Consider the following 23,341-nt stretch of genomic DNA (forward strand, 5'->3'; position numbering starts at 1 on the left):
ATATATCAGTAGTCGACGCTACCTCAGCCGATCGGAGCCTGCAATGGCCGACGCTCTCCCCCAGCATCCCGATTTCCTGTGGCGCAATCCCGAACCGCGCGCCTCCTACGACGCGGTGATCGTCGGCGGCGGCGGACACGGTCTCGCCACCGCCTACTACCTCGCGGTGAATCACGGCATCACGAACACCGCGGTGCTCGAGAAGGGGTGGCTGGCCGGGGGCAACATGGCCCGCAACACCGCGATCATCCGCTCGAACTACCTGTGGGACGAATCCGCCGCGATCTACGAGCACTCGCTCAAGCTCTGGGAGGAGCTGCCGGCCGCCCTCGACTACGACTTCCTCTTCTCCCAGCGCGGCGTGATGAACCTCGCGCACACCCTGGGCGACGTCCGCGAGGGCACCCGCCGGGTGGGCGCCAACGTCCTCAACGGCGTCGACGCCGAATGGCTCGACCCGCAGCAGGTCAAAGAGCTGTGCCCGATCATCAACATCGCCGACGACCTCCGCTACCCCGTCATGGGGGCGACCTACCAGCCGCGCGGCGGCATCGCCAAGCACGACCACGTCGCCTGGGCGCTCGCCCGGCAGTGCGATGCGATGGGCGTCGACATCATCCAGAACTGCGAGGTCGAGGGGTTCCTCACCGCAGGAGACCGCGTCACCGGGGTGGAGACGAACCGCGGGCGGATCGCCACCGGCACCGTCGGCATGGCCGTCGCCGGGGACAGCTGGGACCTCGCACAGAGCGCGGGCATCCGCCTGCCGATCCAGTCCCACCCGCTCCAGGCGCTCGTGTCCGAGCTCTTCGAACCCGTCCACCCCACGGTCGTCATGTCCAACCACGTGCACGTCTACGTCTCGCAGGCGCACAAGGGGGAGCTCGTCATGGGCGCCGGGGTGGACGGCTACACCGGGTTCGGGCGTCGCGGGAGCTTCCACATCATCGAGGAGCAGCTCGCCGCGGCCGTCGAGCTGTTCCCGATCTTCGCCCGCGCGCACGTGCTCCGCACCTGGGGTGGGATTGTCGACGTCACCCTCGACGCCTCGCCGATCATCAGCCCCACCCCGCTCGAGGGGTTCTACGTCAACGCCGGCTGGGGCACCGGCGGGTTCAAGGGCACCCCGGCCTCCGGGTACACCTTCGCCCACACCATCGCCACCGGCAGCCCGCACCCGCTCAACGCGCCCTTCACGCTCGACCGCTTCGAGACCGGGCACCTCATCGACGAGCACGGCGCCGCCGGCGTCGCGCACTGACCCCACCGCCGCCCCGACCACCGGAGATCCCATGCTGCTCATCGAATGCCCGTACTGCGGGCCGCGCGACGAGACCGAGTACCGCCACGGCGGGCAGGCCCACGTCCCCTACCCCGCCGACCCGGAGGCGCTGAGCGACCGGGAGTGGGCGGAGTACCTCTTCTACCGCGACAACCCGCGCGGCATGCTCGCCGAGCGCTGGCTCCACACCGCCGGCTGCCGCCGTTGGTTCAACACCATCCGCGACACCGAGACCTACGAGATCTCCGCCGTCTACCCGATCGGCGCCCCGCGCCCGGACACCGCGGCCGAGGCGCCACCCGGGTCCGCGGCCGCACTCTCCCCGGCGCACCACGCCAAGGGCGACCCCGCGGCCCGCGCGATCGCCTCCTCCGGCTCCCACGCCCGGACCGCCACCGCCCACACGGCTCCCGCCTCAGCGGGCTCGCCGGCCGGCGGGTCCGCCGCGGGAGACCCGGCCGCGCCCGGGGGATCCCCCGCATCCCACCCGACCTCCGAGGGAGACGAGCGATGACCCCCGCACCCGCGAACAGCCCCGCCCGCGGCCCGCACCGGCTCCCGGCCGCCGCCGTCCCGCACGCCCGGATCGACCGGGACACCGCGTTGACCTTCGAGCTCGCCGGCCGCACGCTCACCGGCCACCCCGGGGACACGCTCGCCTCCGCAGCACTCGGCGCCGGCCTCATCCGCTGCGGCGACTCCCTCTACCGGAACCGCCCGCGCGGCATCATGGCCGCCGGGGTCGAGGAACCCAACGCCCTCTTCACCGTGGCCGCCCGCCGCCCCGGCGAGGTCGACGAGTCGATGCTCACCGCCACCACGGTCGAGCTCATCGAGGGCCTACGGGCCGACTGGGTCTCCGGACAGGGCGTGCTCGACCCACGGACGGACGAGGCGGAGTACGACCACGTGCACATCCATACCGACGTCCTCGTCGTCGGCGCCGGGCCCGCCGGGCTGGCCGCGGCCCTGGCGGCCGCCCGCACCGGGGCGCGCGTCGTCCTCGCAGACGACCAGCCCGAGCCCGGTGGCGCACTGCTGTCCACCCGGGAGGAGCGGGTCGCGGGACGGCCGGCGGCGGACTGGATCTCCGCGACCGTCGACGAGTTCGACGCCGCCCCGGAATCGACCCGCCTGCAGCGCACCTCCGCCGTCGGCAGCTACGACTCGAACCATGTCGTCGCCGTGGAGAGGCGCACCGACCACCTCGCGGGCCCGGTGCCCGCCGGCGTCTCCCGCGAGCGCGTGCATCACATCCGCGCCCGGCAGGTGGTGCTCGCCACCGGTGCGCACGAGCGGCCGATCGTGTTCCGCGGCAACGACCGGCCGGGCATCGTGCTCGCCGGTGCCGCCCGCGCCTATCTCAACCGCTGGGGCGTTGCCGTCGGGCACCGCGTCGTCGTCGCGACGACGAACGACTCCGCCTACGCGGCCGCCGCGGACCTCCACGCCGCCGGGGTCGAGGTCGTCGCGCTCGTCGACTCCCGGCCCACCGCGGGCCCCGCCGCCGCCCGGGTGAGCGCCGCGCTCGGCCTCCCGGTGCACCTCGGCTCCGCGGTGACGGAGACGGCAGGCGACGCCGACGGCCACCTGTCCGGCGTCATCGTCCATGCGCTCGACGACGCGGGCGACCTGGTGGGTGAGCCGCTCGGGTTCGACGCCGATGCGCTCGCGGTGTCCGGCGGGTGGAGCCCGGCCGTGCACCTCCACAGCCAGCGCGGCCCGGTCGTGTGGGACCCGAGGCTCGCGGCGTTCGTCCCGAGCACGCCGGTCCGCGACCAGCACCTCGCCGGGGCGCTCCGCGGCACCCTCGACACCGAAGCGGCGGTGGCCGAGGGGGCGAAGGCGGGTGCTCGCGCGGCCGCAGCTGCCGGATTCGCCGCCGAGGCGACGGTGGGCAGCGACGTCGGTGCGCCGGAGTACGTTGCCACCGGCAAGCCGGACCCGGACACCGCAGCCGCAGCAGACGCGCCGGAGTCCGATGCAACCGGCACACCGGACCAGGACACCGCCCCCGTCCGCCCGCTGTGGCTCGTCCCCGCCGGGCCGGCGAACCCCGCCGGGCCGTTCAATCCCACCGCCGGCGGTGACTTCGACCCGGCGGACCTCGACGAGCACTTCGTCGATCTCCAGCGCGACCAGACCGTCGCGGACATCCTGCGCGCCACCGGGGCCGGCATGCGCAGCGTCGAGCACATCAAGCGCTACACCTCGATCGGCACCGCGCACGACCAGGGCCGTACGAGCGGCCTCGCCGCGATCGGCGTCATCGCGCAGATCATCGGGGTGGACGGCCCGGGAGAGATCGGCACCACCCGGTTCCGGGCCCCGGCCACCCCGGTGTCCTTCGCCGCGCTCGCCGGCCGGCGCCGCGGCGAGCTGTTCGAACCCGCCCGGGTCACCTCGATCCACCCCTGGCACGTGGCCCACGGCGCGGAGTTCGAGGACGTCGGCCAGTGGAAGCGCCCCCGGTACTTCCCGCGCCCCGGGGAGGACATGGATGCCGCGGTGCTGCGCGAGTGCGCCGCCGTCCGGGAGTCCGTGGGCTTCATGGACGCCTCGACGCTCGGCACGATCGACGTGCGCGGGACCGACGCCGCGGAGTTCCTCAACCGGATCTACACGAACGGCTACACGAAGCTCGGCATCGGCAGGGCCCGCTACGGGGTGATGTGCACCCCGGACGGGATGATCTTCGACGACGGCACGGTGTTCCGGATCGCCGCTGACCACTTCGTCCTCACCACGACCACCGGCGGGGCCGCTGCCGTCCTCGACTGGCTCGAGGAATGGCTGCAGACCGAATGGCCGGACCTCGACGTCGTGTGCACCTCGGTGACCGAACAGCTCGCCACCGTCGCGGTCGTCGGCCCGCAGTCGCGAGCGGTCGTCGGCGCACTGGCTCCGGATCTCGACGTGTCCCGGGAGGCGTTCCGCTTCATGGACATCCGCGACACGGTGCTCGCCGGCGGCATTCCGGCGCGGGTGTGTCGGATCTCGTTCTCCGGCGAGCTGGCCTTCGAGCTCAATGTCGAGGCGTGGCACGGCCTGGCCCTGTGGGATGCCGTCGCCCAGGCGGGCGCCGAGTTCGACATCACCCCCTACGGCACGGAGACCATGCACGTGCTCCGCGCGGAGAAGGGCTTCATCATCGTCGGGCAGGACACCGACGGCACGGTCACTCCGCAGGACGCCGGGATGGAGTGGATCGTGTCCACGAAGAAGGACTTCATCGGCAAGCGCTCGTACTCCCGCGCCGACAATCTGCGCGAGGACCGCAAGCAGCTGGTCGCCGTGCTTCCGGTGGACCGGTCCCTGGAACTGACCGAGGGCGCGCAGCTGATCACAGCGGGCAGGGAGATTCCACCAGGGGTGCGCTCAGGGGCTGGGACGGTGTCCCCGGAAGCCCACCCGGTGCCGATGGAGGGTCACGTCACCTCCGCCTACCGCAGCGCAGCACTCGAGCGCACCTTCGGTCTGGCGCTGGTGAAGAACGGCCGGGCGCGAATCGGCGAGACGCTGCAGGCCTACCACGACGGTCGGCTCGCCGAGGTGGTCGTCGCCGAACCCGTGCTCTACGACCCTGCGGGCAGCCGGCGCGATGGGGAGGAGCAGCCGGGGAGCGGCCGGAGTGACCGGCGCGACAGTGTCCTCGACCTGGACCGGCGTCCCCGCAACGTGCGCCGGAGTCCGCTCGCCCACCTCGCCGACGTGCTCGCGCAGACCGAAGCGGCGGCCGGAGGCGCGGCCGGCGTGCGGCTCCGCGAGGTGCCGTTCCTGACGATGGTCGGGATCCGAGTGCGCCCGGGATCAGCCGGGGCACGCGCCATCGAAACGGCCGCGGGCCTCCCCCTTCCCGCGACGGTCGGTCGGGTGACCGGCACCGCTCCCGAGGCGGCGGGCGTCTCACTCACGTCCGGCACGTCAGGGGCCGGTTCCGCTCCCGAGGCGGCGGGCGTCTCACTCACCTCCGGCACGTCAGAGGCCGGTTCCATTCCCGAGGCGGCGGGCGCCGTGGCGGGTTCCGGTCCGGCCGGAACGGCGCGGGGCGCAGAGCACTGGGCTCGCGCCTCGGGAATGGCGATGATCTGGCTGGCGCCCGACGAGTTCCTCGCGGTCGCCGGCCCGGACCAGCCGGTGGCCGAGGTGCTGCGCACCGCGCTCGGCGAAGCGCCTGGCTCGGTGGTCGAGCTGTCGGCCAATCGCACGGTCATCGAGCTGGTGGGGCCGCAGGCGCTGCAGGTGCTGCAGAAGGGCTGTCACGTCGACCTGCATCCGCGGGCCTTCCCCGTGGGCGCGGCGGTGTCGACGCTGCTGGGACCGGTCCAGCTCATCGTGTGGCGGACGGGCGAGGACAGGTACTGGCTGATGCCGCGGTCGTCCTTCGCGGACTATCTGGCGGGCTGGCTCCTCGACGCCGTGCGAGAATTCAATCCGACGCCGGAAGGAGCTTGACCATGTCGGACCACACTGAGCACATTCTGACCTTCGCCTGCCCGGAGAAGCTGGGCGTCGTCCACTCGATCACCGAGGTGCTCGTCCAGCAGCGCCAGGAGATCATCGACCTCAAGCAGTTCGGCGACCGGAATTCCCAGCGCTTCTTCCTGCGCGTGCACTTCGCCTGCGAGGGTGGTTCGGCGGTGTCGACACAGGCGCTGCGGGAGGCATTCGCGCCCCTGGCGGAGCAGTACCGGGCGGAGCTCACGGTGGAGCCGAAGGGCCGGAAGCGGCGCGTGCTGCTCATGGTGTCGAAGTCCGAGCACTGCCTCAATGACCTGATGTTCCGCGCCCGCGTGGGCGAGCTGCCGATCGAGGTCGTGGCCGTGGTGTCCAATCACGACGATCACCGCGACCTCGTCGAATGGCATGGGATCCCCTACCACCACATCCCCGTCACTCCGGCCACCAAGCCGCAGGCCGAGGCGGAGCTGCTGAAGCTGCGGGAGCGGTACGACGTGGAGCTCGTGGTGCTGGCCCGGTACATGCAGGTGCTCAGCAGCCGGCTCGTCGAGGACATGGCGGGCGAGGTCATCAACATCCATCACTCGTTCCTGCCGAGCTTCAAGGGCGCCCGTCCCTACCACCAGGCGTACGAGAAGGGTGTGAAGACCGTCGGCGCCACCGCCCACTACGTCAACGCCGAGCTCGACGAGGGCCCGATCATCGCTCAGCAGGTGGTGGAGGTCGACCACACCTTCGACGCCGCCGACCTCGCCGCCGCCGGCCGCGACACCGAGCGCAAGGCGCTGGCGAACGCGGTCAAATGGCACTGCGAGGGGCGTGTCTTCCTCAACGGCAACCGGACTGTGGTGCTGAAGCAGGCCCGGCGCTCAGCACCCGGTCGTGCTGAGCGCCCGAATCAGGCGTCGATGACGACGGCAGTGATCAGCGGCGCCCTACGGTAGGCGCGCTCCAGGTGGCGGCTCACGGTGTCGACGATGAGCTTCTCGAGCTCGTCGATGTCGTCGATCTTCGACGCGTCAGGCGAGGCGAGGGCCTTCTTGACCTTCTCCGCGGCGCCCTTGAAGATCTGCGGGTCCTGGATGAAGCCCTTGGTCATGAACTCGAGCGGTTCGGTGAGCGTGTTCGTGTCGGGATCGACGATCGCCACGATCGTCACCGCGCCGCCCTCCTGGAGCAGCCTGCGCTCGACGAGCGTCTCCTCGGTGACCTTGCCGACCATGTGGCCGTCCACGTAGACCAGCCCGGCCTCGACCTTGCCCGAGACCTTGGCCTGGCCCTTGACGAGATCGACGGTGGTGCCGTCGCCGACGACGAGCACGCGCTCACGCGGCGCCCCGGTCCTCGCGGCGAGCTCGGCGTTGGCGTGGAGGTGCTTCGACTCCCCGTGCACCGGCATCACATGCGTGGGTCGCACGATGTTGTAGCAGTAGACGAGCTCTCCGGCCGAGGCATGACCGGACACGTGGACCTGGGCGTTGCCCTTGTGCACGACCTTGACTCCGAGGTCGGTGAACTTGTTGATGATTCCGTAGATGGCGTTCTCATTGCCGGGGACCATCGAGCTGGCCATCAGGACGGTGTCGTCCCGATCGAGCTTGATCTGGTGGGTCCCGGACGCCATGCGCGACAGCGCCGCCATCGGCTCACCCTGCGAGCCGGTGCACACCAGCGCGATCTTGTTGTCGGGCATCGACTGCAGCTTCTTGAAGTTCACGATCAGGCCGCGCGGGATCTTCAGATATCCCAGCTCACGGGCGATGCCCATGTTCCTGACCATCGAGCGGCCCACGAACGCGACCTTCCGACCACTGGCATGGGCGGCGTCGAGGACCTGCTGGATCCGGTGGACGTGGCTGGCGAAGCTGGAGACGATGATCCGCTTGGGAGCGGTGGCGAACACCTTCTCGATCGCGGGGTTGAGCTCGCGCTCGGAGACGGTGAAGCCGGGCACCTCGGCGTTGGTGGAGTCGGTGAGGAAGAGGTCGACACCCTCCTCGCCCAACCGAGCGAAATGCCGCAGGTCGGTGATCCGGTTGTCCAGCGGGAACTGGTCCATCTTGAAGTCGCCGGTGTGCAGCACGAGCCCGGCACGAGTGCGGATGGCCACAGCAAGGCTGTCCGGAATCGAGTGGTTGACCGCGACGAATTCCAGCTCGAAGGGTCCGACCTTGTGGGTGTCCTCGGCCTCGACGTGGACGGTGGAGGGAGTGATCCGGTGCTCGGTGAGCTTGGCCGTGATGAAGGCCAGGGTCAGCTGCGAGCCGATCAGCGGGATGTCCGGCCGCTCCTTGAGCAGGTACGGCACTCCGCCGATGTGGTCCTCATGGCCGTGCGTGAGCACGATGCCCACCACATCCTGGAGCCGGTGGCGGATGGAGGTGAAGTCGGGCAGGATCACGTCGATGCCGGGCTGGTGCTCTTCGGGGAACAGCACCCCGCAGTCGACGATGAGGAGCTTGCCCTCGTGTTCGAAGACGGTCATGTTGCGCCCGATCTCACCCAGGCCACCCAGCGGGGTGATCCTCAGGCCCCCTGGTGTGAGGGCGGGCGGGGACGTCTGATTGCGGGAGGAACGAGCCAAAGAATCACGCTTTCATCATCGGTGGGGAAACAGTGGGGTGGTGCAATGTCTTGGGACCCGCGGCCGGCCGAAGAGTGAGCGCCGAGCGGGAAGTCTGCATCGATCGTACCTGCGACCGCCGGTCGAGAGTTCAGGAGTGGTGATTCTGCAGACCTCGCTCCCGCATGCCTGTTCCGAGTCGCTCCATTGCGGGGTGTGTCGTCGTGTGAAATCGGGCGTCAGCATGTGACGGCCTTCGCGTCGGAGCACCGCGTTTCGTGCTGATCTGGTCCTACCCACGAAAAACCTAGCCGGGTAACCGGGTTGAAGGAGACAGACATGTCCGCAGAAATTCGCACTTCGCACGCCGGGTCGCTGCCGCGCACCCCCAAGCTCATCGATGCCAACGCCGCCAAGGCTGACGCAGCGGTGTCGGACGCAGAGTTCGGCGACCTCCTCGAAGCCAGCGTCGTCGACATCGTGCAGAAGCAGAAGGATCTCGGCATCACCGAGCCGAACGACGGCGAGTTCGGCCACGACATGGCCGCGCAGTTCGACTACGGCGCGTGGTGGCACTACTCCTTCAACCGCACCGGCGGCCTGAAGATCTCAGGCCAGGGCCTGTGGGAGTCGCCCGCCCCGCGGAGCGAGCCGGGCAACGTGCGCCTGACCAGCTTCCAGGACCGTCGCGACCGGAACCTCTTCCCCGCCGCCTACAGCGATCCGACCGCCGGCACCGACACCGGCACACTACCGGGGTTCCCGCAGGCCGTCGGTCCGATCTCCTACATCGGCCACGAACAGGTCAAGCGCGACATCGCCAACGTCAAGAAGGGCCTGGAAGCCGCCGGGTACGACCCTGCCCGCGGGTTCCTCAACTCGCTGTCGCCCGCCTCGGCGGCGCGGATCGAGAACAAGCACTATGAGAGCTATGAGGACTTCGTGTGGGCCTGGGCCGACGTTCTCCGCGAGGAGTACCTGGCGATCACCGAGGCGGGCCTCATCGTGCAGATCGACGACCCCTCACTGGCGGAGAACTTCGACCAGATCAACCCCGAGCCTTCGATCGCGGACTACCGCACGTTCACGCAGCTGAGCATCGACGCCCTCAACCACGCCCTGCGCGGCATCGACCCGCAGCAGGTCCGAATTCACACCTGCTGGGGATCCTGGCATGGACCGCACGTCACCGATCTGCCGTTCTCGGCGATCGTCGATCAGGTCCTGACCATCAACGCTGCCGGGATCACCTTCGAGGCGGCGAACGTACGTCACGAGCACGAGTGGAAGATCTGGCAGGAGACGACTCTTCCGGATGGCAAGTACATCATCCCCGGCATCGTGTCCCATTCGACGAACGTCGTCGAACACCCCGAGCTCGTCGCCGATCGGATCACCCGATTCGCAGAGCTCGTCGGGCCCGAGAATGTCGTCGCCTCCACCGACTGCGGTCTGGGTGGACGCGTCCACCCGGAGATCGCACTGGCCAAGCTCGAGTCGCTGACGCAGGGCGCGGAGATCGCCACGCAGCGTCTGCGCCAGCGGGCTGTGGTCTGACGGGCAGCCGCTGTCGCGGGTCTGAATCCCACGGCAGCGGCGCAGCGCCTGAGGCGGCGGCCGGAGTTCTTCTCCGGCCGCCGCCTCAGGCGTTGCGGGTGGTGTCAGCTCTTCCGGGGTTCGGTCGCGACCCCGGCACGCTGGGTCGAGACTGAAGTCCCGAAATCCAAGAATCGATCTCGGGACTTCAGTCTCGACTGAGGACAGGGCCGGTAGCCTCAGGAACGCAGCCCAGCGGATGCGGTCCTGGCACTGCTGTCGACACTGGCGCGGCTGCCGGCACCAGCACTGCTGCCGACGATGGCACTGCCCGGGTTGCTGCTGTCAGCAGCGACGCCGTTGCCGGCACCGCAGCCCACGCTGAGCCGCGCCACGATTCCCGCCCGCAGATGTGGAATCAGGTGCTCGCCCCAATCCTGGACGTCCCCGAGCTGATCGAATCCGCGGATCAGGAAGTTCTGCACTCCCAGATGCCAGTACTCGAGCAGCGAGTCGGCCACCTGCTGGCCCGTTCCCACATGACCACTCGAGTTGCCCTGCGGCCCCATGAGCTTCGTGATGCCGAACCACAGTCGCTCGTCGTGGACGTCGCGCTGGTGGGCCAGACGCTGCAGTCGATCGGCCGACTCCGCTGTTCGCTCGTCGGAGGCCTTGTGCCGCAGCCGCAGCGGATTGTCCTCGGCGCCGGCGGCCTTGTTGTGCGCCGCCTGCTCAAGGTAGGCCTCGGCTTTGGCCCATGCCTCATCCTCCGTCACCCCGACGACCGGACGGGTCGACAACGAGAACGACAGCCCGTGGTTGCCGGTGCGCTCCGCGACGGCGCGGATCGCAGCAATGCGATCAGCGACCTGTGCTTTCGGCTCACCGAACAGGGCATAGACATCGGCGTGCTCGCCGCCGACTCGCACCGCATCCTCCGACAGCCCGCCGAACCACAGCGGGATGCCGCCAGGGTGGACGGGGTGCACCGCGCTGTTGGCGTCGGCGACTCGGTAGAAGTCTCCGGCGTAGTCGAAGGGCTCGGACGAGTTGAGGGCCTTCCGCAGCACCTGCATGAATTCGGCTGTTCGGGAATAGCGCTCGGGCTTGGTCGAATAGTCGCCGTCGCGGGCCTGCTCGGCATCGGAGCCGCCGGAGATGTGGTGGACCGCGACCCTGCCGCCACCACTGAGGTGGTCGAGCGTGGCGAGCTTCCGTCCGAGGACGGTGGGTGCCACGAAACCGGGCCGGTGGGCGATGAGCACGCCGAGGCGTTCGGTCGCCTGCAGCACCGCCGAGGCGATCGCGAACCCGTCGGGGGACGCTGAGGAGTATCCGATGAGGACCCGGTCGAAGCCGGCTTCCTCGTGGGCACGTGCGAAGTCCCGAATCCATCCGGGATCGACGGCCGGACCGGTGACCGGGTCGGTCTCCGAGCCTCGCTGGGACGAGATCATTCCGAGGATTTCTGCCATTGTCGTCTCCTTCAGAGTGGGGTTGCGGTTGCGCCGCTGATCGTCGGGATCGCGGCGATGAGCTTGCGCGTGTATGGATGCTGAGGCGCGCCGAGAACCTCCGCCGCGGGGCCGGACTCCACGATCGTGCCGTCATTGAGCACGAGCACCCGGTCGGCGATCGACCCCAGCGAGGACAGGTCGTGGGAGATCAGGAGCATTCCAGTGCCCGCGTCGGCGGTGGCGCGCAGCGTGTCGACGACTACGCTCCGGCTCGAGGCGTCGAGGGCCGACACCGGCTCATCGCACACGAGGAGTCGCGGCTGGACGGCGAGCGCCCGCGCTATCGCGACTCTTTGCCGCTGGCCGCCCGACAGCGCGCCGGGCCGTCTCCCCCACAGCTGCGCGGGAAGGCCGACGGCGTGAAGCGCCCGGTGGGCGGGCGCCTCGGCGGAGTTCTTGCCGAAGGTCTCGGTCGCACCTTCGAGCACGGAGCGCAGGACCGTGAAGCGGGCATCGAGGCTGCGCAGCGGATCCTGGAACACGTACTGCGCGTGGCCCTCGCGGCGGAACCGACGCCACTGCCGGTGCGTGAGGCCCTCGACCCGCTGGCCGTCCACCTCGAGCGTGCCCCCGGAGATCGACACCGCGCCGAGCACGGCTCGGCCCAGCGTCGTCTTGCCCGAGCCGGACTCGCCGATCAGTCCGACGATCTCGCCGGGGGCGACCTCGAAGGAGATCCCGTGCAGCACCTCAAGGGGGCCGAATCGGACGCTCAGGTCTTCGACGGCCAGGACGGGGGTGCAATGCGAGGGAGTCGCGTCGAGTCTGGCTCTCGTTCCTTCTCGGTTCGGGCTGGGGCTCGCGGTCTGGATCGGGCTCGGGGTCCCCGCCGAGTTCTGGTCCGGCAGCGGAGTCTGCGTGGTGGTCGGGTTCTGCGAAATGGTCGGAGTCTGCGTCATGGTCGGATTGTCCCCTGGTCGTTGCGGTGCGGGTCGGAGTCTGGAAACTGGTCCGTCGCGACTGCCTCGATGCCGAACCGGCTGTGGTCGGCGAGCAGCGTCTGCGTGTACGGGTGGCGAGGGGTGGTGAGGAGCTGTCCGGTCGGCCCGTGCTCGACGACCTCACCGTCACGGAAGACGTAGAGGTATTCGCAGCTGTGCGCGAGCACCGCGAGGTCGTGGGAGATCATCAGCACCGTGAGGTCGTGGGATTCGCGCAGTCGCCGGATCAGGGCGAGCACCTCGGCCTGCACGGTGACGTCGAGGGCCGTGGTGGCCTCGTCAGCAACGAGCAGGTCGGGTTCGCCGCTCACGGCGATCGCCAGCAGGATCCGCTGCAGCATTCCGCCGGACAGTTCGTGCACGTACTGGCCCGCCACCCGTTCGGGGTCCTGCAGCCCGACGTGGGAGAAGAGCTCGGCACGGCGGGCAGCTGCGGCCTTCCGACTGAGCCCGAGAGCACTGCGCAGCGCCTCGTCGACCTGCGAGCCGACAGTCAAGTGCGGGCTGAACCAGGTGGCCGGGTCCTGGAACACCGCGCCGATCCGCTTGCCGTGAAGGTCCTGCCACTGGTTCTTCGCCGAGGCGCCGGCCCGGTTGACAAGGTCCGTGCCGTCGAAGGAGATCCTGCCCTCCGTCATAGCCACTCCATCGGGCAGCACGCCGAGCAGCGCCTTGCAGGTCATCGACTTGCCGGAACCTGACTCGCCGAGGATGCCCACGCTCGTGCACTTCGGCACCCGCAGGCTGATCCCGCGGACCAGCTCGGCACCGGACGGAGCCTGCACGTGGAGATTCTCGATGTTGACCAGGTCCTGGCCGGAGCGCGATGGGCCCGGCCCTGCATGAGAGAGCTCCTGGCCGGAGAGCGAGGCGCGGACGGGTGCATCGTCCGGTGCACCGCCTGCCACTCGCCGGTCGATCACCTCGGCGTCGGCCCCCCGCCCGTCCACGGGCGCATCATCGGTACTGCCCTCGCCGGCCGGCTCGTCTTCGGCACCCCGCGCAGGAAGGTCCCGGATGTGATCGGCGAGGATCCCGAGCGCGGCGACGGAGAGCATGATCGCCAGCGCGGGCGCGACCGGATTGAACGGGCGGATCGCGAGATAGGAAAGGTCGGCCGAGAGCATTCCGCCCCAGGTCGGAGTCGGCGGCTGCACTCCGACGCCGAGGAACGTCAGGCTGGCCACCACGAGCAGGCTCCCGGCCAGCACGCTCGCCGAGGTCACCAGCAGCACCGGCACGATCCGCGGCACCACGTGGGCCAGTACGAGCTTGGGAATCGGAACGCTGAACAGTCGCGCGGCATCCACGTACTGGGTATGCGCGATCTCGATGACGACAGCCCGGACCACCCGGAAGAAGGTCGGGGAGGCGAGGATGCCCACGGCGACCATCGCCGCGTGGATGCTGTTGCCCAGCAGCGCGCCGATCGCGACGGCGAAGGTGATGAAGGGCAGCGCCATGAACGAGTCGAACACCCGCTCGAGCACCCAGCGGATCCCGCGTGGGGCGAACACCGATGCCACGGCGGAAACCGTGCCGAGCAGCAGCGCGATGACGACCGCCTCGAGCGCGGCGAGCACCGACAGCCGTGTGCCGGCCAGCAGTCGGGAGAGGATGTCGCGGCCGAGGTAGTCGGTGCCCAGCCAGTGCGCCGCTGAGGGCGCCGCCAGGACCTGCGAGGTGTCCTGGGCGAGCGGATCGGAGGGAGCGAGCACGGAGCCCAACGCGGTGACCACGGCCACGAGGATCAGCACCGCGAGCGCGACGGCCGCGGTGGGGCGGCTCAGCAGAGTTCGGACGGCGATCACAGGGAGCTCCTCTCGGTGGCGGGGGTGGTCCGGGCCGGGGTTGCCTGAGCCGGGGTGGTCCGGGCCGGGGTGGTCCGGGCCGCGGGATTCAGCGCGAGGATGAGCAGGTCGACGATGAGCGTGCTGATGAGCACCACGACGACGGTCACCATGACCGCGCCGAGCACCACGGGCTGGTCCCCCTGCATCGCGCCGTCGTACGCCATCAGGCCGAGTCCCGGCAGGGAGAAGATCTGCTCGGCGATGATCGCTCCGCCGATCAGCCGCGGCACCTGGATCCCCAGTGCTGCCAGCGCAGGTCCGGAGGCGTGGGGCAGCGCGTGCCGGAACAGGATCCGAGCCGGGGACAGCCCGCGCAGGCGGGCGCCGATCACGAGGTTCTCCTCGTACGTCCGCACGAGCGCGGTGCGCAGCTGACGTGCGATGTCGGCGGCCGCCTCGAGCGACAGGGCGATCGCCGGCAGGATGATCGACGCCAGCCAGCCGCCCGGGCTCCGCTCGAAGGGCACATAGCCGCCGGTGGGAAGGAAGGGCAGCGCCACCCCGAACAACAGGATCAGGCCGATCGACACCACGAACGGCGGCAGCGTGGCCAGCGTGGATGCTGCCAGCGTCACCAGGCGGTCGACCCAGCTGTCGCGCAGCAGGGCTGCCGCGATCCCCGCCGAGGCGCCCAGCACCACGGCGATCACCAGGGCCAGTCCCGCGATGGACAGGCTCACCGGCATCCGGTCCGTGATCGTCGTCAGCACCGGGATGCCGGTGAACCAACTGGTGCCGAGGTCGCCCTGCACCGCCTGGGCGATCCAGGATCCGAACTGGACGAGGAGGGGGCGGTCGCGACCGAGCTCGTGGTTGAGCTCCGCGACGGCTTCGGGGGTGGCGGCCTCGCCGAGGAGGATATCGGCCGGCTCCTGCTTGGCGAACGCGCTCAGCAGGAAGGTGATCCCCGCAGTGGCGAACAGCACCGGCACGGCGCGGCCCAGGCCGTGCAGCACCCAGATTGCAGCGCTCATGAGCGGACCCCCACTCCTTCGAATCGCTGGGTGTGGATGCAGTGCGTGAAGCCCGTGACGCGGTCGTTCAGCGCGTGCGCGCGGTTCCAGTTGACGAGCCACGCGTGCGGTGAGGCCCCGCTGACGGCAGCGCGGGTGGCTGCCTGCAGATGCGGCAGGTAGTCGGGTGACTCTAGCGGGGTGCGGCGCACCCGCTCGAGTGCAGTTGTGAACTCCTCGGGGGCCTGCTGGGAGATGTTCATCCAGCCGCCCTCGCTGTAGAGCACCTCGAGCGCCTGCACCGGAGACTCCCGGCCGGAGAACGAGTACATGTAGAGCGTGTACGAGTGGGCGGCCTTCTGGCCGGCGCCCGGCGGAGCGATCTCCAGGCGTAGGTCGAAGCCGGCTTCGGTCACCTGGGCCTGGACCGCCTCGGCGATCTTCCGGCTGGTGTCGTTGCCGGCATCCCCGATGACGTGGAACGTGACGGAGATGCCGTCGGGGTGGCCCGCCTCGGCGAGCAGGCGGTGGGCCTCCTCCGGGTTGTGGTCCCAGCGCCGGTGGAGTTCGGGGTCGTAGCCCTGCACGCCGCGGGAGAAGGGCTGCCAGTCCGGCTCCCCGTGGCCGAACAGCGGACCTTCGATGATCCCCTCCCGGTCGATGGCGCGGTTGAAGGCCTCGACGACGCGGGGATCGTCGAAGGGAGCGTGCCGATTGTTGACCTCGATGGTGTGGACGTTGAAGCAGGTGCCGCCAATCACGGAGAACCCGGACTGCTCGAGGGGAAGGATCTGGGAGTCGTCGACGTGGGCGAGGTCGTATTGGCCGGAGCGGAGCCCGGCGTAGGCAACCGCTTCAGCGGGGCGGGGCACCACCTGCAGCTCGTCGAGGAGGATCTCCGCGGCGTTCCAGTGATTCGGGTTGCGGCGCAGTGTGGCGTGCGAGCCCGGCACGTACTCGGCGAGCACGAATGGGCCGGCACCCACCGGCGCGATGTTGAGCTCAGCCCCTGATTCGATCGCGGCCGGGGACACGAGATGGCCGATGAGTCCTGCGAGCAGCAGGGGCAGCTGATAGCTGACCTCGGCCAGGTGGAGCGTGACATCGGTGGCGGAGTCCGCGGTGATGTCCTGGATGATCGCCAGGGATTGCCCGCTCGTCGCACCGGGCAGGTCCCGGCTGCGTTCGAGGCCGGCCTTGACGGCTGCGGCGTCGACCGGGGTGCCGTCGCTGTAGGTCAGGTTCGGGCGCAGATGGAAGGTGACAGCGTCGCCGGTGCCGTTGTAGGTCCAGGACTCGGCGAGGTCCGGCTGCAGCGCACCGTCCGGACCCAACCGGGTCAGCCCGGAGTAGACCAGCGACAGGACATGCACGTCGTAGCCGATCCCCTTCGCGGAATCCCACGTGGTCGGCAGCCGCCAGCCCCAGGTGAGCCGGCCCAGCTGCCCGTCCCCCGCCTCGCCGGCCGCGCTCACCTGCTGCCGGGGCGGAGCACACCCGGCACCGAGCAGGGCGGTGCCGATCACCGCCGCGGACAGGCGGGCGAAGGCGCTGCGGGATATCAGCTGCTGGGACATGGACCCTCCTCGTGGTGATCGTGATCGCGGAAGCACGGCGGGTTCTGCTCGGCCCTGGAATCCAATGTGCTGAATCCGGGAGTGCGGGCGTCGTGCTGAATCCGGGCGTCGTTCGGAGCTGGATTTGATGGTCACGGTGGCACGTCCGCCCGCCGGAGACCGTGCCGCCGGTCACACTGCATCGCGCACGTTCACGGGCTGACGCGGAAGTTCACAATCCGCAACGACGATTCGACCCCGCGGCTGAGCGTGCCCGACTATGACTGCAGACACACGAGAGGACGCACCATGTCAGCCATCGCCCGAGCAGGGTCAGAAAACACGCCGGCCGGCGCCGGGCTCGCTCCGGCGACCCGGCAGATCCACGTCGGCTATACCCCGGGGACACCCCAGAACACGGTCGCCGTGCCGATCTACCAGTCAGCCGCATATGAGTTCGAGAGCTTTGCCGCCGCCCGCGACACCTTCGCGCTGCGCCGCCCCGGCAACATCTACAGCCGCAACGGCAACCCCACCAACGCCGTCCTCGAGCGGCGGGTGGCGGATCTCGAAGGGGGCGCGGGAGCAGTCGCCCTGGGCTCCGGGCAGGCGGCCGTGGCCGTCGCGCTCCTCACCCTGGTCGCCGCCGCCGGGCCGGGCTCGGCGCGCGGGCCGGGCATGCCTCACCACATCGTGGCGTCGAACAAGCTGTACGGCGGTACCAGCGACCTGCTGGGTGACACCTTCGCGGACCTCGGCATCGAGGTGACGTTCGTCGACCCGCTCGACCTCGCGGCGTGGGAGGCCGCGCTGCGCGAAACCACCCGCGCAGTCTTCCTCGAGTCGATCGGCAACCCGATCCTCACGGTGCCCGACATCGCCGCGATCGCGGATCTCGCCCACTCCCGAGGCGTGCCAGTGGTCATCGACAACACGATGGCCACCCCCGTCCTGCTCCGGCCCATCGAGCTGGGCGCCGACATCGTGGTCCATTCGGCGACCAAATATCTCGGCGGGCACGGCACCTCGATCGCAGGCGTGATCGTCGACGCGGGCACCTTCGACTTCACCGCCGAGGCGCCCCGCTGGCCCCGGCTCACCCGGCCCTACCACCGGTTCGGCGACATCGTGTTCACCGAGGAGTTCGACGGCAGCGGCGGCCGCACGCCGTTCCTCGTGCTGGCACGCGCCAAGGCCGTCCATGACCTCGGTCCGACGCTGTCACCGTTCAACGCCGCACAGATCATCCAGGGCATCGAGACCCTGGAGCTGCGGATCCGGCGTCAGACGCAGACGGCATTCGAGCTTGCGGAGTTCCTCGTCGAGCAGCCGCAGGTCGCACGAGTCCATCATCCGGGGCTGCCCGGCCACCCCGAGCACGCGCTGGCCGGCCGGCTGCTGCCCGAAGGCCTCGGCAGCGTCTTCGCCTTCGACCTCGCCGTCGACCCGGTTCAGGTGGAGACCTTCGTCGATGCGCTCGAGCTGTTCGCGCTCGTGGCCAACATCGGCGACACCCACTCGCTAGTCGTCCACCCCGCGACCATGACGCACTCGCGCCTCGACGAGGCGGGCCGGGCTGGGGCCGGAATCGATCTCACCACTGTCCGCCTGTCGATCGGGCTCGAGGATCCGGCGGATCTGCGCCGTGACCTCGCCGCCGCATTGGCGGCCCTCACTCCGGCTGCGGCCGCCTCGGCCACCGACCACTCCCCCGCCCTGGCTCACTGAAGCCCCACTGAAGGAGAACTATGCGATTCGGCTACTGGACCCCCGTCTACGGCGGCTTTCTGCGCAACGTCGGCGACGAGGGGATGCCCGCGACCTGGGACTACATCCGCACCATCAGCACCCAGGCCGACCGGCTGGGCTTCGAGCTCACCCTCGTCCCGGAGCTCTACCTCAATGACCGCAAGGGCGTGAATGAGCCCAGCCTGGAGGCATGGTCGCTGGCGACCGCGATCGCCGCGGTCACGGAGAAGCTGGAGATCCTCACCGCGATCCGCCCCGGCTACCACAACCCGCAGGTGACGGCGAAGCGACTGTCCACCCTGGCCGACGTCTCGAACGACCGGTTCTCGCTCAACGTCGTCGCGGCGTGGTGGGAGGAAGAGGCCAAGCAGTTCGGCGGAGTCTTCCCCTCCCACGACGACCGGTACGTCCACTGCACCGAGTTCGTCGACGCCCTCCGCGGGCTGTGGACCCAGAACCCGTACAGCCAGCACGGGCGGTACTTCAGCTTCGAGGACACCGTGGTCGAGCCGAAGCCGGCGAAGACCCCGAAGATCTACGCCGGCGGAGAATCGGAGGGCGGCCGCGAGGCGATCGCCGGCTTCGCCGACTCCTACGTCACCCATGGCGGCACCGTCGAGGAGCTGCGGGAGAAGGCCGCCGACGTGAATGCGCGCCGCTTCCGCCTGCAGGGCGCGCCGTTCGAGACCATCGGGATGAGCGCCTACGTCATCGTCCGCGACACGGAGGCCGAGGCGCGGGCTGAGCTCGAGCGCATCACCACCGTCGACCCGAACTCGCCCGGCTACGCCTCGTTCGAGGAGTTCGTGGCCCACTCGAAGCTCGATGTCGAAGTCTCCAAGCGGGAGTATTCGGTGGGTACCCGCGCGCTGCGCCCGGAGCTGGTCGGCACGCCCGAACAGGTCGCGGAGGAGATCGCCGCGTACCGCGCCGCCGGAGTCAATCTGCTGCTGATCCAGGCGTCGCCGCTCCATGAGGAGCTCGAGCGGATCGCCTCGGACCTCATCCCGCTCGTGCGCGAGATCGAGGCGGGTGCGGAGTCCCAGACGTCGGTCGGGGCAGGAGCGAAGCCGGCCGGCGCGGAAGCCGATCGCGCTGCCACACGAGTCTGATCCGCACGTCCTCCGCAACCGTCCGCACATTCTGAAAGGAACCCCCATGACAGTCACCTCATCGACGAGCACCGTCACCACCACCGCCATCGAGATCAAGCCCGGAGCCAACCCTCGCGGCACGGTCACCATGATCGCCGGCCGTGGCGAGGCCGCCTCCGTCTACGACAGGTTCGCCGGCCGCATCGCCTATGACGCCTACCCGGTCCGCGTCGTGACCGGGGCGGCTGCGGACCCCCAGGCAGCGGCCGAGGCGGTCCACGCCGTTCTCAACGATCCCGAGCTGCCCACTCCGCACTTCCTTGTCGGCTCGGATGCCGGCGGGGTCCTCGCCCTCGACCTCGCAGCCGATGAAGCGCCAGTCGCCGGCGTGGTCATCGCGGGCCTTCCGGTGGCGCCGTCACCGGCCGCGACTGACGGGACTACCGCCTCGGACGCGGGTTCCACGCCGGCTGCTGATGCCAGTGGGACTGTGCTGGATCCCGAGGCGCAGATCGGCCGGCGCTCCACCTGCCCGGTGCACCAGTCAGTGCTCAGGCAGCCGGAGAACCTGGACCCTGCGGCACTGTCGACGCCGCTGCCGGCCAGCCTGTCCCTGCCGGCGCCGGAGTCGGTGAAGGTTCCGGTCCTCGGCGTCTACGGTGAGTCCGATGACGTGGTCGACGTGAACGCAGGCACCGCATGGCTGACTCGCGTGCCGGGTGCGGCTGTCGTCCGGACTGCCGACGGCGCCCATGACGCGCTCAACGACCGCTCGCATCGCAGCGTCGCTGCTCGGATCGTCCAGTTCCTCGAGGACATCAAGAACGACGGCAGTCCGATTCTGCGGTGAACGCGTCGAATCATTCACCGTCGAACGGGGCGCCGATCGCTGGCTGAGCGGCCGGCGCCCTTCTGCTGAACGGCGAGCAGGCGAGAAAGTCCCAGGGTCTGAGATCAGAACCCTGGGACTTCTGGTTCCAGCGAGCAGCACTCGTGCCGCCGCAGCCGGCAGCCGACACTCAGTCCAGCAGGTCGTGGCGGACGATCGACTGCTCGCGGTCCGGGCCGACGCCGATCACCGAGATCCGGCAGCCGGACATCGCTTCGAGCGCGAGGACGTACTTCTGCGCGTTCTCCGGCAGGTCCTCGAAGGTGCGGGCGCCGGTGATGTCCTCGGTCCAGCCATCGAAGTGCTCGAAGATCGGGGTGGCGTGGTGGAAGTCTGACTGGCTCATGGGCATCTGGTCGTGGCGGACGCCGTCGACGTCGTAGGCCACGCATACCGGGATCTGCTCGATGCCGGTGAGGACGTCGAGCTTGGTGAGCACGTAGTCGGTGAAGCCGTTGACGCGGCTGGCGTAGCGCGCGATGACGGCGTCGTACCAGCCGCAGCGCCGGGCCCGGCCGGTGTTGACGCCGAACTCCCCGCCGGTCTTCTGCAGGTGGACGCCCATGTCGTCGAACAGCTCGGTGGGGAACGGGCCGGAGCCCACGCGGGTGGTGTAGGCCTTGATGATGCCCACGACCCGCGAAACCCGGGTGGGACCGATGCCGGAGCCCACGACCGCACCGCCGGCGGTCGGGTTCGAGGAGGTGACGAAGGGGTAGGTGCCGTGGTCGACGTCGAGCATGGTCGCCTGGCCGCCCTCCATGACGACGACCTCGCCGGCGTCGAGCGCCTCGTTGAGCAGGAGCGAGGTGTCGGCGACCATCGGCCGCAGGCGGTCGACGTACTGGAGGAAGTGCTCGACGATCTCCTCGGTCTCGACAGCGCGGCGGTTGTAGACCTTGAGGAGGAGCTCATTCTTCTGCCGCAGTGCTCCCTCGACCTTCTGCCGCAGGATCGACTCGTCGAAGATGTCCTGGACCCGGATGCCCAGGCGCCCCACCTTGTCCTGGTAGGTCGGCCCGATGCCGCGGCCGGTGGTGCCGATCGCGCGCTTGCCGAGGAAGCGCTCGGTGACCTTGTCGAGCACCTGGTGGTACGGGGCGACGAGGTGGGCGTCGGCGGAGATCCGCAGCTTCGAGGTGTCCGCGCCGCGGGACTCGAGCATCTCGATCTCCTCGAACAGCGCCTCAAGGTTGACGACGACGCCGTTGCCGATCACCGGGGTCACCGAGGGCGAGAGGATGCCGGCCGGCAGGAGCTTGAGCTCGTACTTCTCCCCGCCGACGACGACAGTGTGCCCGGCGTTGTTGCCGCCGTTGGGTTTGACCACGTAGTCGACACGGGTGCCGAGGATATCGGTGGTCTTGCCCTTGCCTTCATCGCCCCATTGGGCGCCGACGACCACGAGTGCTGGCATGTGTTCTCATCACCTTGATTTGTCCGGACAGCCTGCTCCCAGGCCTGACCCGGCCAGTCTACCGGCGGTCCGGGGCGCCTCCGCCACCGGCGGGCTGCGCACTGTCGGCCGGCGCCGCGCCCCTGCGGTCGTGCGGGAGCAGGGCGCGCAGGCCGCGGGCGCAGAGGTACACCCAGAGCGGGCAGCCGAGGACGAGGATCCAGATGAGGGGGGAGACCGAAGCGTCGCCCCGGCCGAACACGAGCACCTGCCCGAACGCCGCCCAGCTCTGCAGGGCGTGGGCGATCATGGCGGCGGTCATCGACCCGGTGAGCACGTACACGATGCCGAACGCGGCGCCGGTGATGAGGTAGGAGATCGCCTCGACCCCGGTGAGGGACCCGCCGAGGTGCGGGAAGGCGAACATCAGCGCGCTGACGAGGATGCCGAGCACCGCGCCCAGCCCGGCCCGGCCGCCGCGGGCGAGGTGGTCGTGGATCGGCCGCAGCACGGCACCGCGGTAGAGGATCTCCTCGCAGACGGGGGCGCCGATCACGCTCGCGATGACGACCATCGCGGCCGGCAGGAGAGGGCCGTCGAGCTTCATCTCCGCGAAGATCTCCGTGGGACTGTCGGTGTCCTGCCCGGGCACCAGGGAGAAGAGCCAGAACAGCAGGTGGGTGACGGCGAAGACGACGAAGACGATGATCGCGTCGCGGCCGCTCAGCCCGCGCCGCAGCCCGAGGTCCTCGACCGTGGGCAGCTTGAGCGCGACGAGGGCGATGGCCCCCAGGGCGAGCGCGGCGATGGCGATGAACTGCACCGGCATGAGCAGCGCGCCCAGCGTCTCCCGGGCCCCCTGGCTCTCGGCCAGCCCGCTGAGGACCGCGACGGTCGAGCCGATGATGAGCGCAGGCATGACGACGACCGCACACCAGGCCTTCCAGGTCGTCAGGTGCGCACGAAGTCCGTTCTGCAGGGGGACAGAGTACGTTACCGAGGAGTAACTCGCCGAGTCCGCAGCCGGCGTAACGCTCCGCTCAGCGGAGGTCGGCGGCGATGCGGTCGATCGCCTCGGGGTCGGACTCGCGGAGGAACTTCTCCACCCGCGCGGCCTCCTCGGCCTCGCCGATCGATGCGGCCGCCCGGCCGAGTGCGTAGAGCGCGCGGAGGAATCCGCGGTTGACCTCGTGGGCGTAGGGGATCGGGCCGGCGCCGCGCCAGCCCGCCTGCCGGAGCGCATCGAGGCCGCGGTGGTAGCCCACCCGGGCGTAGGCGTAGGAATCGACCTTGCGACCCTCGTCGAACGCCTCGTCTGCGAGCAGCGCCCAGGCGAGTGAGCTCGCGGGCAGGTCGTGGGCGACGTCGAGGGGCTCCTCGCCGGCGTCGATCCGGCTCTTCGCCTCGACGTCGGGGTGGTCCTCGGGCAGGTGCGTGGGCTGCGGGCCGAGCTGCGAGGCGTCGAGGTTGCCGATGCTCACGGGGCTGCCGATGGGTTGTGACATGGTGTCGTTCTCCTCCGATGGGTGGTTCCCGCAGGTCGCGGGTGTC

At 69.8% G+C, this 23,341-nt stretch carries 16 protein-coding genes and 2 pseudogenes; 9 read left to right on the plus strand and 9 right to left on the minus strand.

Annotated features, from left to right (window positions below):
* The first annotated feature begins 43 nt into the window (after positions 1-43).
* The 5 genes and pseudogenes from MTQ12_RS02185 (at position 44) to purU (ending at position 6,687) form a co-directional block, all read left to right on the plus strand.
* On the plus strand, positions 44-1,261 hold the full coding sequence (locus MTQ12_RS02185; RefSeq protein ID WP_247423571.1) for a sarcosine oxidase subunit beta family protein: 1,218 nt from the start codon (positions 44-46) through the stop codon (positions 1,259-1,261).
* Between the two features lie 31 nt (positions 1,262-1,292).
* Positions 1,293-1,796, plus strand: coding sequence for a sarcosine oxidase subunit delta family protein (locus MTQ12_RS15120; protein ID WP_345029449.1), 504 nt, complete (start codon positions 1,293-1,295; stop codon positions 1,794-1,796).
* A pseudogene (locus tag MTQ12_RS02195) lies at positions 1,793-4,888 on the plus strand (FAD-dependent oxidoreductase); the annotation flags it as partial. The gene MTQ12_RS15120 and the pseudogene MTQ12_RS02195, both read left to right, overlap by 4 nt.
* Positions 4,889-5,371: 483 nt before the next feature.
* Positions 5,372-5,737, plus strand: a pseudogene (locus MTQ12_RS02200) (sarcosine oxidase subunit gamma family protein); the annotation flags it as partial.
* Positions 5,738-5,739: 2 nt separating this feature from the next.
* Positions 5,740-6,687: a formyltetrahydrofolate deformylase gene (purU, locus tag MTQ12_RS02205; RefSeq protein ID WP_247423573.1), complete on the plus strand. Its 948-nt coding sequence runs from the start codon at positions 5,740-5,742 to the stop codon at positions 6,685-6,687.
* Here the strand turns inward: purU and MTQ12_RS02210 are convergent.
* On the minus strand, positions 6,642-8,228 hold the full coding sequence (locus MTQ12_RS02210; RefSeq protein WP_247423575.1) for a ribonuclease J: 1,587 nt from the start codon (positions 8,226-8,228) through the stop codon (positions 6,642-6,644). The two genes, purU and MTQ12_RS02210, sit on opposite strands and share 46 nt — an antisense overlap.
* Positions 8,229-8,645: 417 nt before the next feature.
* Between MTQ12_RS02210 and MTQ12_RS02215 the strand changes: the two genes are divergently transcribed.
* Positions 8,646-9,863 carry a cobalamin-independent methionine synthase II family protein gene (locus tag MTQ12_RS02215; protein ID WP_247423577.1) on the plus strand — a complete coding sequence of 406 codons (1,218 nt, stop codon included), beginning with the start codon at positions 8,646-8,648 and terminating at the stop codon, positions 9,861-9,863.
* Positions 9,864-10,081: 218 nt separating this feature from the next.
* Here MTQ12_RS02215 and MTQ12_RS02220 read toward each other — a convergent pair whose 3' ends face one another.
* From MTQ12_RS02220 to MTQ12_RS02240, 5 genes are read right to left on the minus strand one after another with little or no spacing between them, the layout of a single operon-like run.
* Positions 10,082-11,317 (minus strand): LLM class flavin-dependent oxidoreductase, encoded by a 1,236-nt coding sequence (locus MTQ12_RS02220; protein WP_247423579.1) that lies wholly within the window; start codon positions 11,315-11,317, stop codon positions 10,082-10,084.
* An 11-nt stretch (positions 11,318-11,328) separates the two neighbouring features.
* Positions 11,329-12,258 (minus strand): ATP-binding cassette domain-containing protein, encoded by a 930-nt coding sequence (locus MTQ12_RS02225; protein WP_247423582.1) that lies wholly within the window; start codon positions 12,256-12,258, stop codon positions 11,329-11,331.
* Positions 12,255-14,111, minus strand: coding sequence for a dipeptide/oligopeptide/nickel ABC transporter permease/ATP-binding protein (locus tag MTQ12_RS02230; RefSeq protein WP_247423584.1), 1,857 nt, complete (start codon positions 14,109-14,111; stop codon positions 12,255-12,257). Before MTQ12_RS02230 ends, MTQ12_RS02225 begins: the two co-directional genes overlap by 4 nt.
* Positions 14,108-15,127: an ABC transporter permease gene (locus MTQ12_RS02235; RefSeq protein WP_247423586.1), complete on the minus strand. Its 1,020-nt coding sequence runs from the start codon at positions 15,125-15,127 to the stop codon at positions 14,108-14,110. Before MTQ12_RS02235 ends, MTQ12_RS02230 begins: the two co-directional genes overlap by 4 nt.
* Positions 15,124-16,683 (minus strand): ABC transporter substrate-binding protein, encoded by a 1,560-nt coding sequence (locus MTQ12_RS02240; protein WP_247423588.1) that lies wholly within the window; start codon positions 16,681-16,683, stop codon positions 15,124-15,126. Before MTQ12_RS02240 ends, MTQ12_RS02235 begins: the two co-directional genes overlap by 4 nt.
* A 288-nt stretch (positions 16,684-16,971) precedes the next feature.
* On the opposite strand from MTQ12_RS02240, the gene MTQ12_RS02245 reads away from it, so the two are divergent.
* The 3 genes from MTQ12_RS02245 (at position 16,972) to MTQ12_RS02255 (ending at position 20,355) form a co-directional block, all read left to right on the plus strand.
* The gene (locus MTQ12_RS02245; protein ID WP_247423590.1) at positions 16,972-18,390 is read left to right on the plus strand and encodes an aminotransferase class V-fold PLP-dependent enzyme; all 1,419 of its coding nucleotides are present in this window, start codon (positions 16,972-16,974) and stop codon (positions 18,388-18,390) included.
* A 20-nt stretch (positions 18,391-18,410) separates the two neighbouring features.
* On the plus strand, positions 18,411-19,523 hold the full coding sequence (locus MTQ12_RS02250) for an LLM class flavin-dependent oxidoreductase (RefSeq protein ID WP_247423592.1): 1,113 nt from the start codon (positions 18,411-18,413) through the stop codon (positions 19,521-19,523).
* 130 nt (positions 19,524-19,653) lie between these two features.
* Positions 19,654-20,355, plus strand: a complete 702-nt coding sequence (locus MTQ12_RS02255; protein ID WP_247423594.1) for a hypothetical protein — start codon at positions 19,654-19,656, stop codon at positions 20,353-20,355.
* Positions 20,356-20,524: 169 nt separating this feature from the next.
* On the opposite strand, the gene MTQ12_RS02260 is transcribed toward MTQ12_RS02255, so the two are convergent.
* The 3 genes from MTQ12_RS02260 to MTQ12_RS02270 all read right to left on the minus strand — a co-directional run bounded on the left by MTQ12_RS02260 (position 20,525) and on the right by MTQ12_RS02270 (position 23,295).
* Positions 20,525-21,811 (minus strand): adenylosuccinate synthase, encoded by a 1,287-nt coding sequence (locus MTQ12_RS02260; protein ID WP_247423596.1) that lies wholly within the window; start codon positions 21,809-21,811, stop codon positions 20,525-20,527.
* 58 nt (positions 21,812-21,869) lie between these two features.
* Positions 21,870-22,709 carry a CPBP family intramembrane glutamic endopeptidase gene (locus MTQ12_RS02265; protein WP_247423599.1) on the minus strand — a complete coding sequence of 280 codons (840 nt, stop codon included), beginning with the start codon at positions 22,707-22,709 and terminating at the stop codon, positions 21,870-21,872.
* A gap of 121 nt (positions 22,710-22,830) precedes the next feature.
* Positions 22,831-23,295, minus strand: coding sequence for a DUF3151 domain-containing protein (locus MTQ12_RS02270; protein WP_247423601.1), 465 nt, complete (start codon positions 23,293-23,295; stop codon positions 22,831-22,833).
* Between the last annotated feature and the right edge of the window lie 46 nt (positions 23,296-23,341).

The sequence above is a fragment of the Brevibacterium sp. R8603A2 genome (assembly GCF_023072605.1).
Classification (GTDB): Bacteria; Actinomycetota; Actinomycetes; order Actinomycetales; family Brevibacteriaceae; genus Brevibacterium; species Brevibacterium pityocampae.

Excerpts from the sequence above, each read along its gene's own strand:
- MTQ12_RS02245 (WP_247423590.1), top strand. The coding sequence starts at position 16,972 with ATGTCAGCCATCGCCCGAGCAGGGTCAGAAAACACGCCGGCCGGCGCC.
- MTQ12_RS02235 (WP_247423586.1), bottom strand. The coding sequence starts at position 15,127 with ATGAGCGCTGCAATCTGGGTGCTGCACGGCCTGGGCCGCGCCGTGCCG.
- MTQ12_RS02240 (WP_247423588.1), bottom strand. The coding sequence starts at position 16,683 with ATGTCCCAGCAGCTGATATCCCGCAGCGCCTTCGCCCGCCTGTCCGCG.
- MTQ12_RS02265 (WP_247423599.1), bottom strand. The coding sequence starts at position 22,709 with ATGCCTGCGCTCATCATCGGCTCGACCGTCGCGGTCCTCAGCGGGCTG.
- MTQ12_RS02260 (WP_247423596.1), bottom strand. The coding sequence starts at position 21,811 with ATGCCAGCACTCGTGGTCGTCGGCGCCCAATGGGGCGATGAAGGCAAG.
- MTQ12_RS15120 (WP_345029449.1), top strand. The coding sequence starts at position 1,293 with ATGCTGCTCATCGAATGCCCGTACTGCGGGCCGCGCGACGAGACCGAG.
- MTQ12_RS02185 (WP_247423571.1), top strand. The coding sequence starts at position 44 with ATGGCCGACGCTCTCCCCCAGCATCCCGATTTCCTGTGGCGCAATCCC.
- MTQ12_RS02225 (WP_247423582.1), bottom strand. The coding sequence starts at position 12,258 with ATGACGCAGACTCCGACCATTTCGCAGAACCCGACCACCACGCAGACT.
- MTQ12_RS02270 (WP_247423601.1), bottom strand. The coding sequence starts at position 23,295 with ATGTCACAACCCATCGGCAGCCCCGTGAGCATCGGCAACCTCGACGCC.
- MTQ12_RS02250 (WP_247423592.1), top strand. The coding sequence starts at position 18,411 with ATGCGATTCGGCTACTGGACCCCCGTCTACGGCGGCTTTCTGCGCAAC.
- purU (WP_247423573.1), top strand. The coding sequence starts at position 5,740 with ATGTCGGACCACACTGAGCACATTCTGACCTTCGCCTGCCCGGAGAAG.
- MTQ12_RS02255 (WP_247423594.1), top strand. The coding sequence starts at position 19,654 with ATGATCGCCGGCCGTGGCGAGGCCGCCTCCGTCTACGACAGGTTCGCC.
- MTQ12_RS02210 (WP_247423575.1), bottom strand. The coding sequence starts at position 8,228 with ATGACCGTCTTCGAACACGAGGGCAAGCTCCTCATCGTCGACTGCGGG.
- MTQ12_RS02220 (WP_247423579.1), bottom strand. The coding sequence starts at position 11,317 with ATGGCAGAAATCCTCGGAATGATCTCGTCCCAGCGAGGCTCGGAGACC.
- MTQ12_RS02215 (WP_247423577.1), top strand. The coding sequence starts at position 8,646 with ATGTCCGCAGAAATTCGCACTTCGCACGCCGGGTCGCTGCCGCGCACC.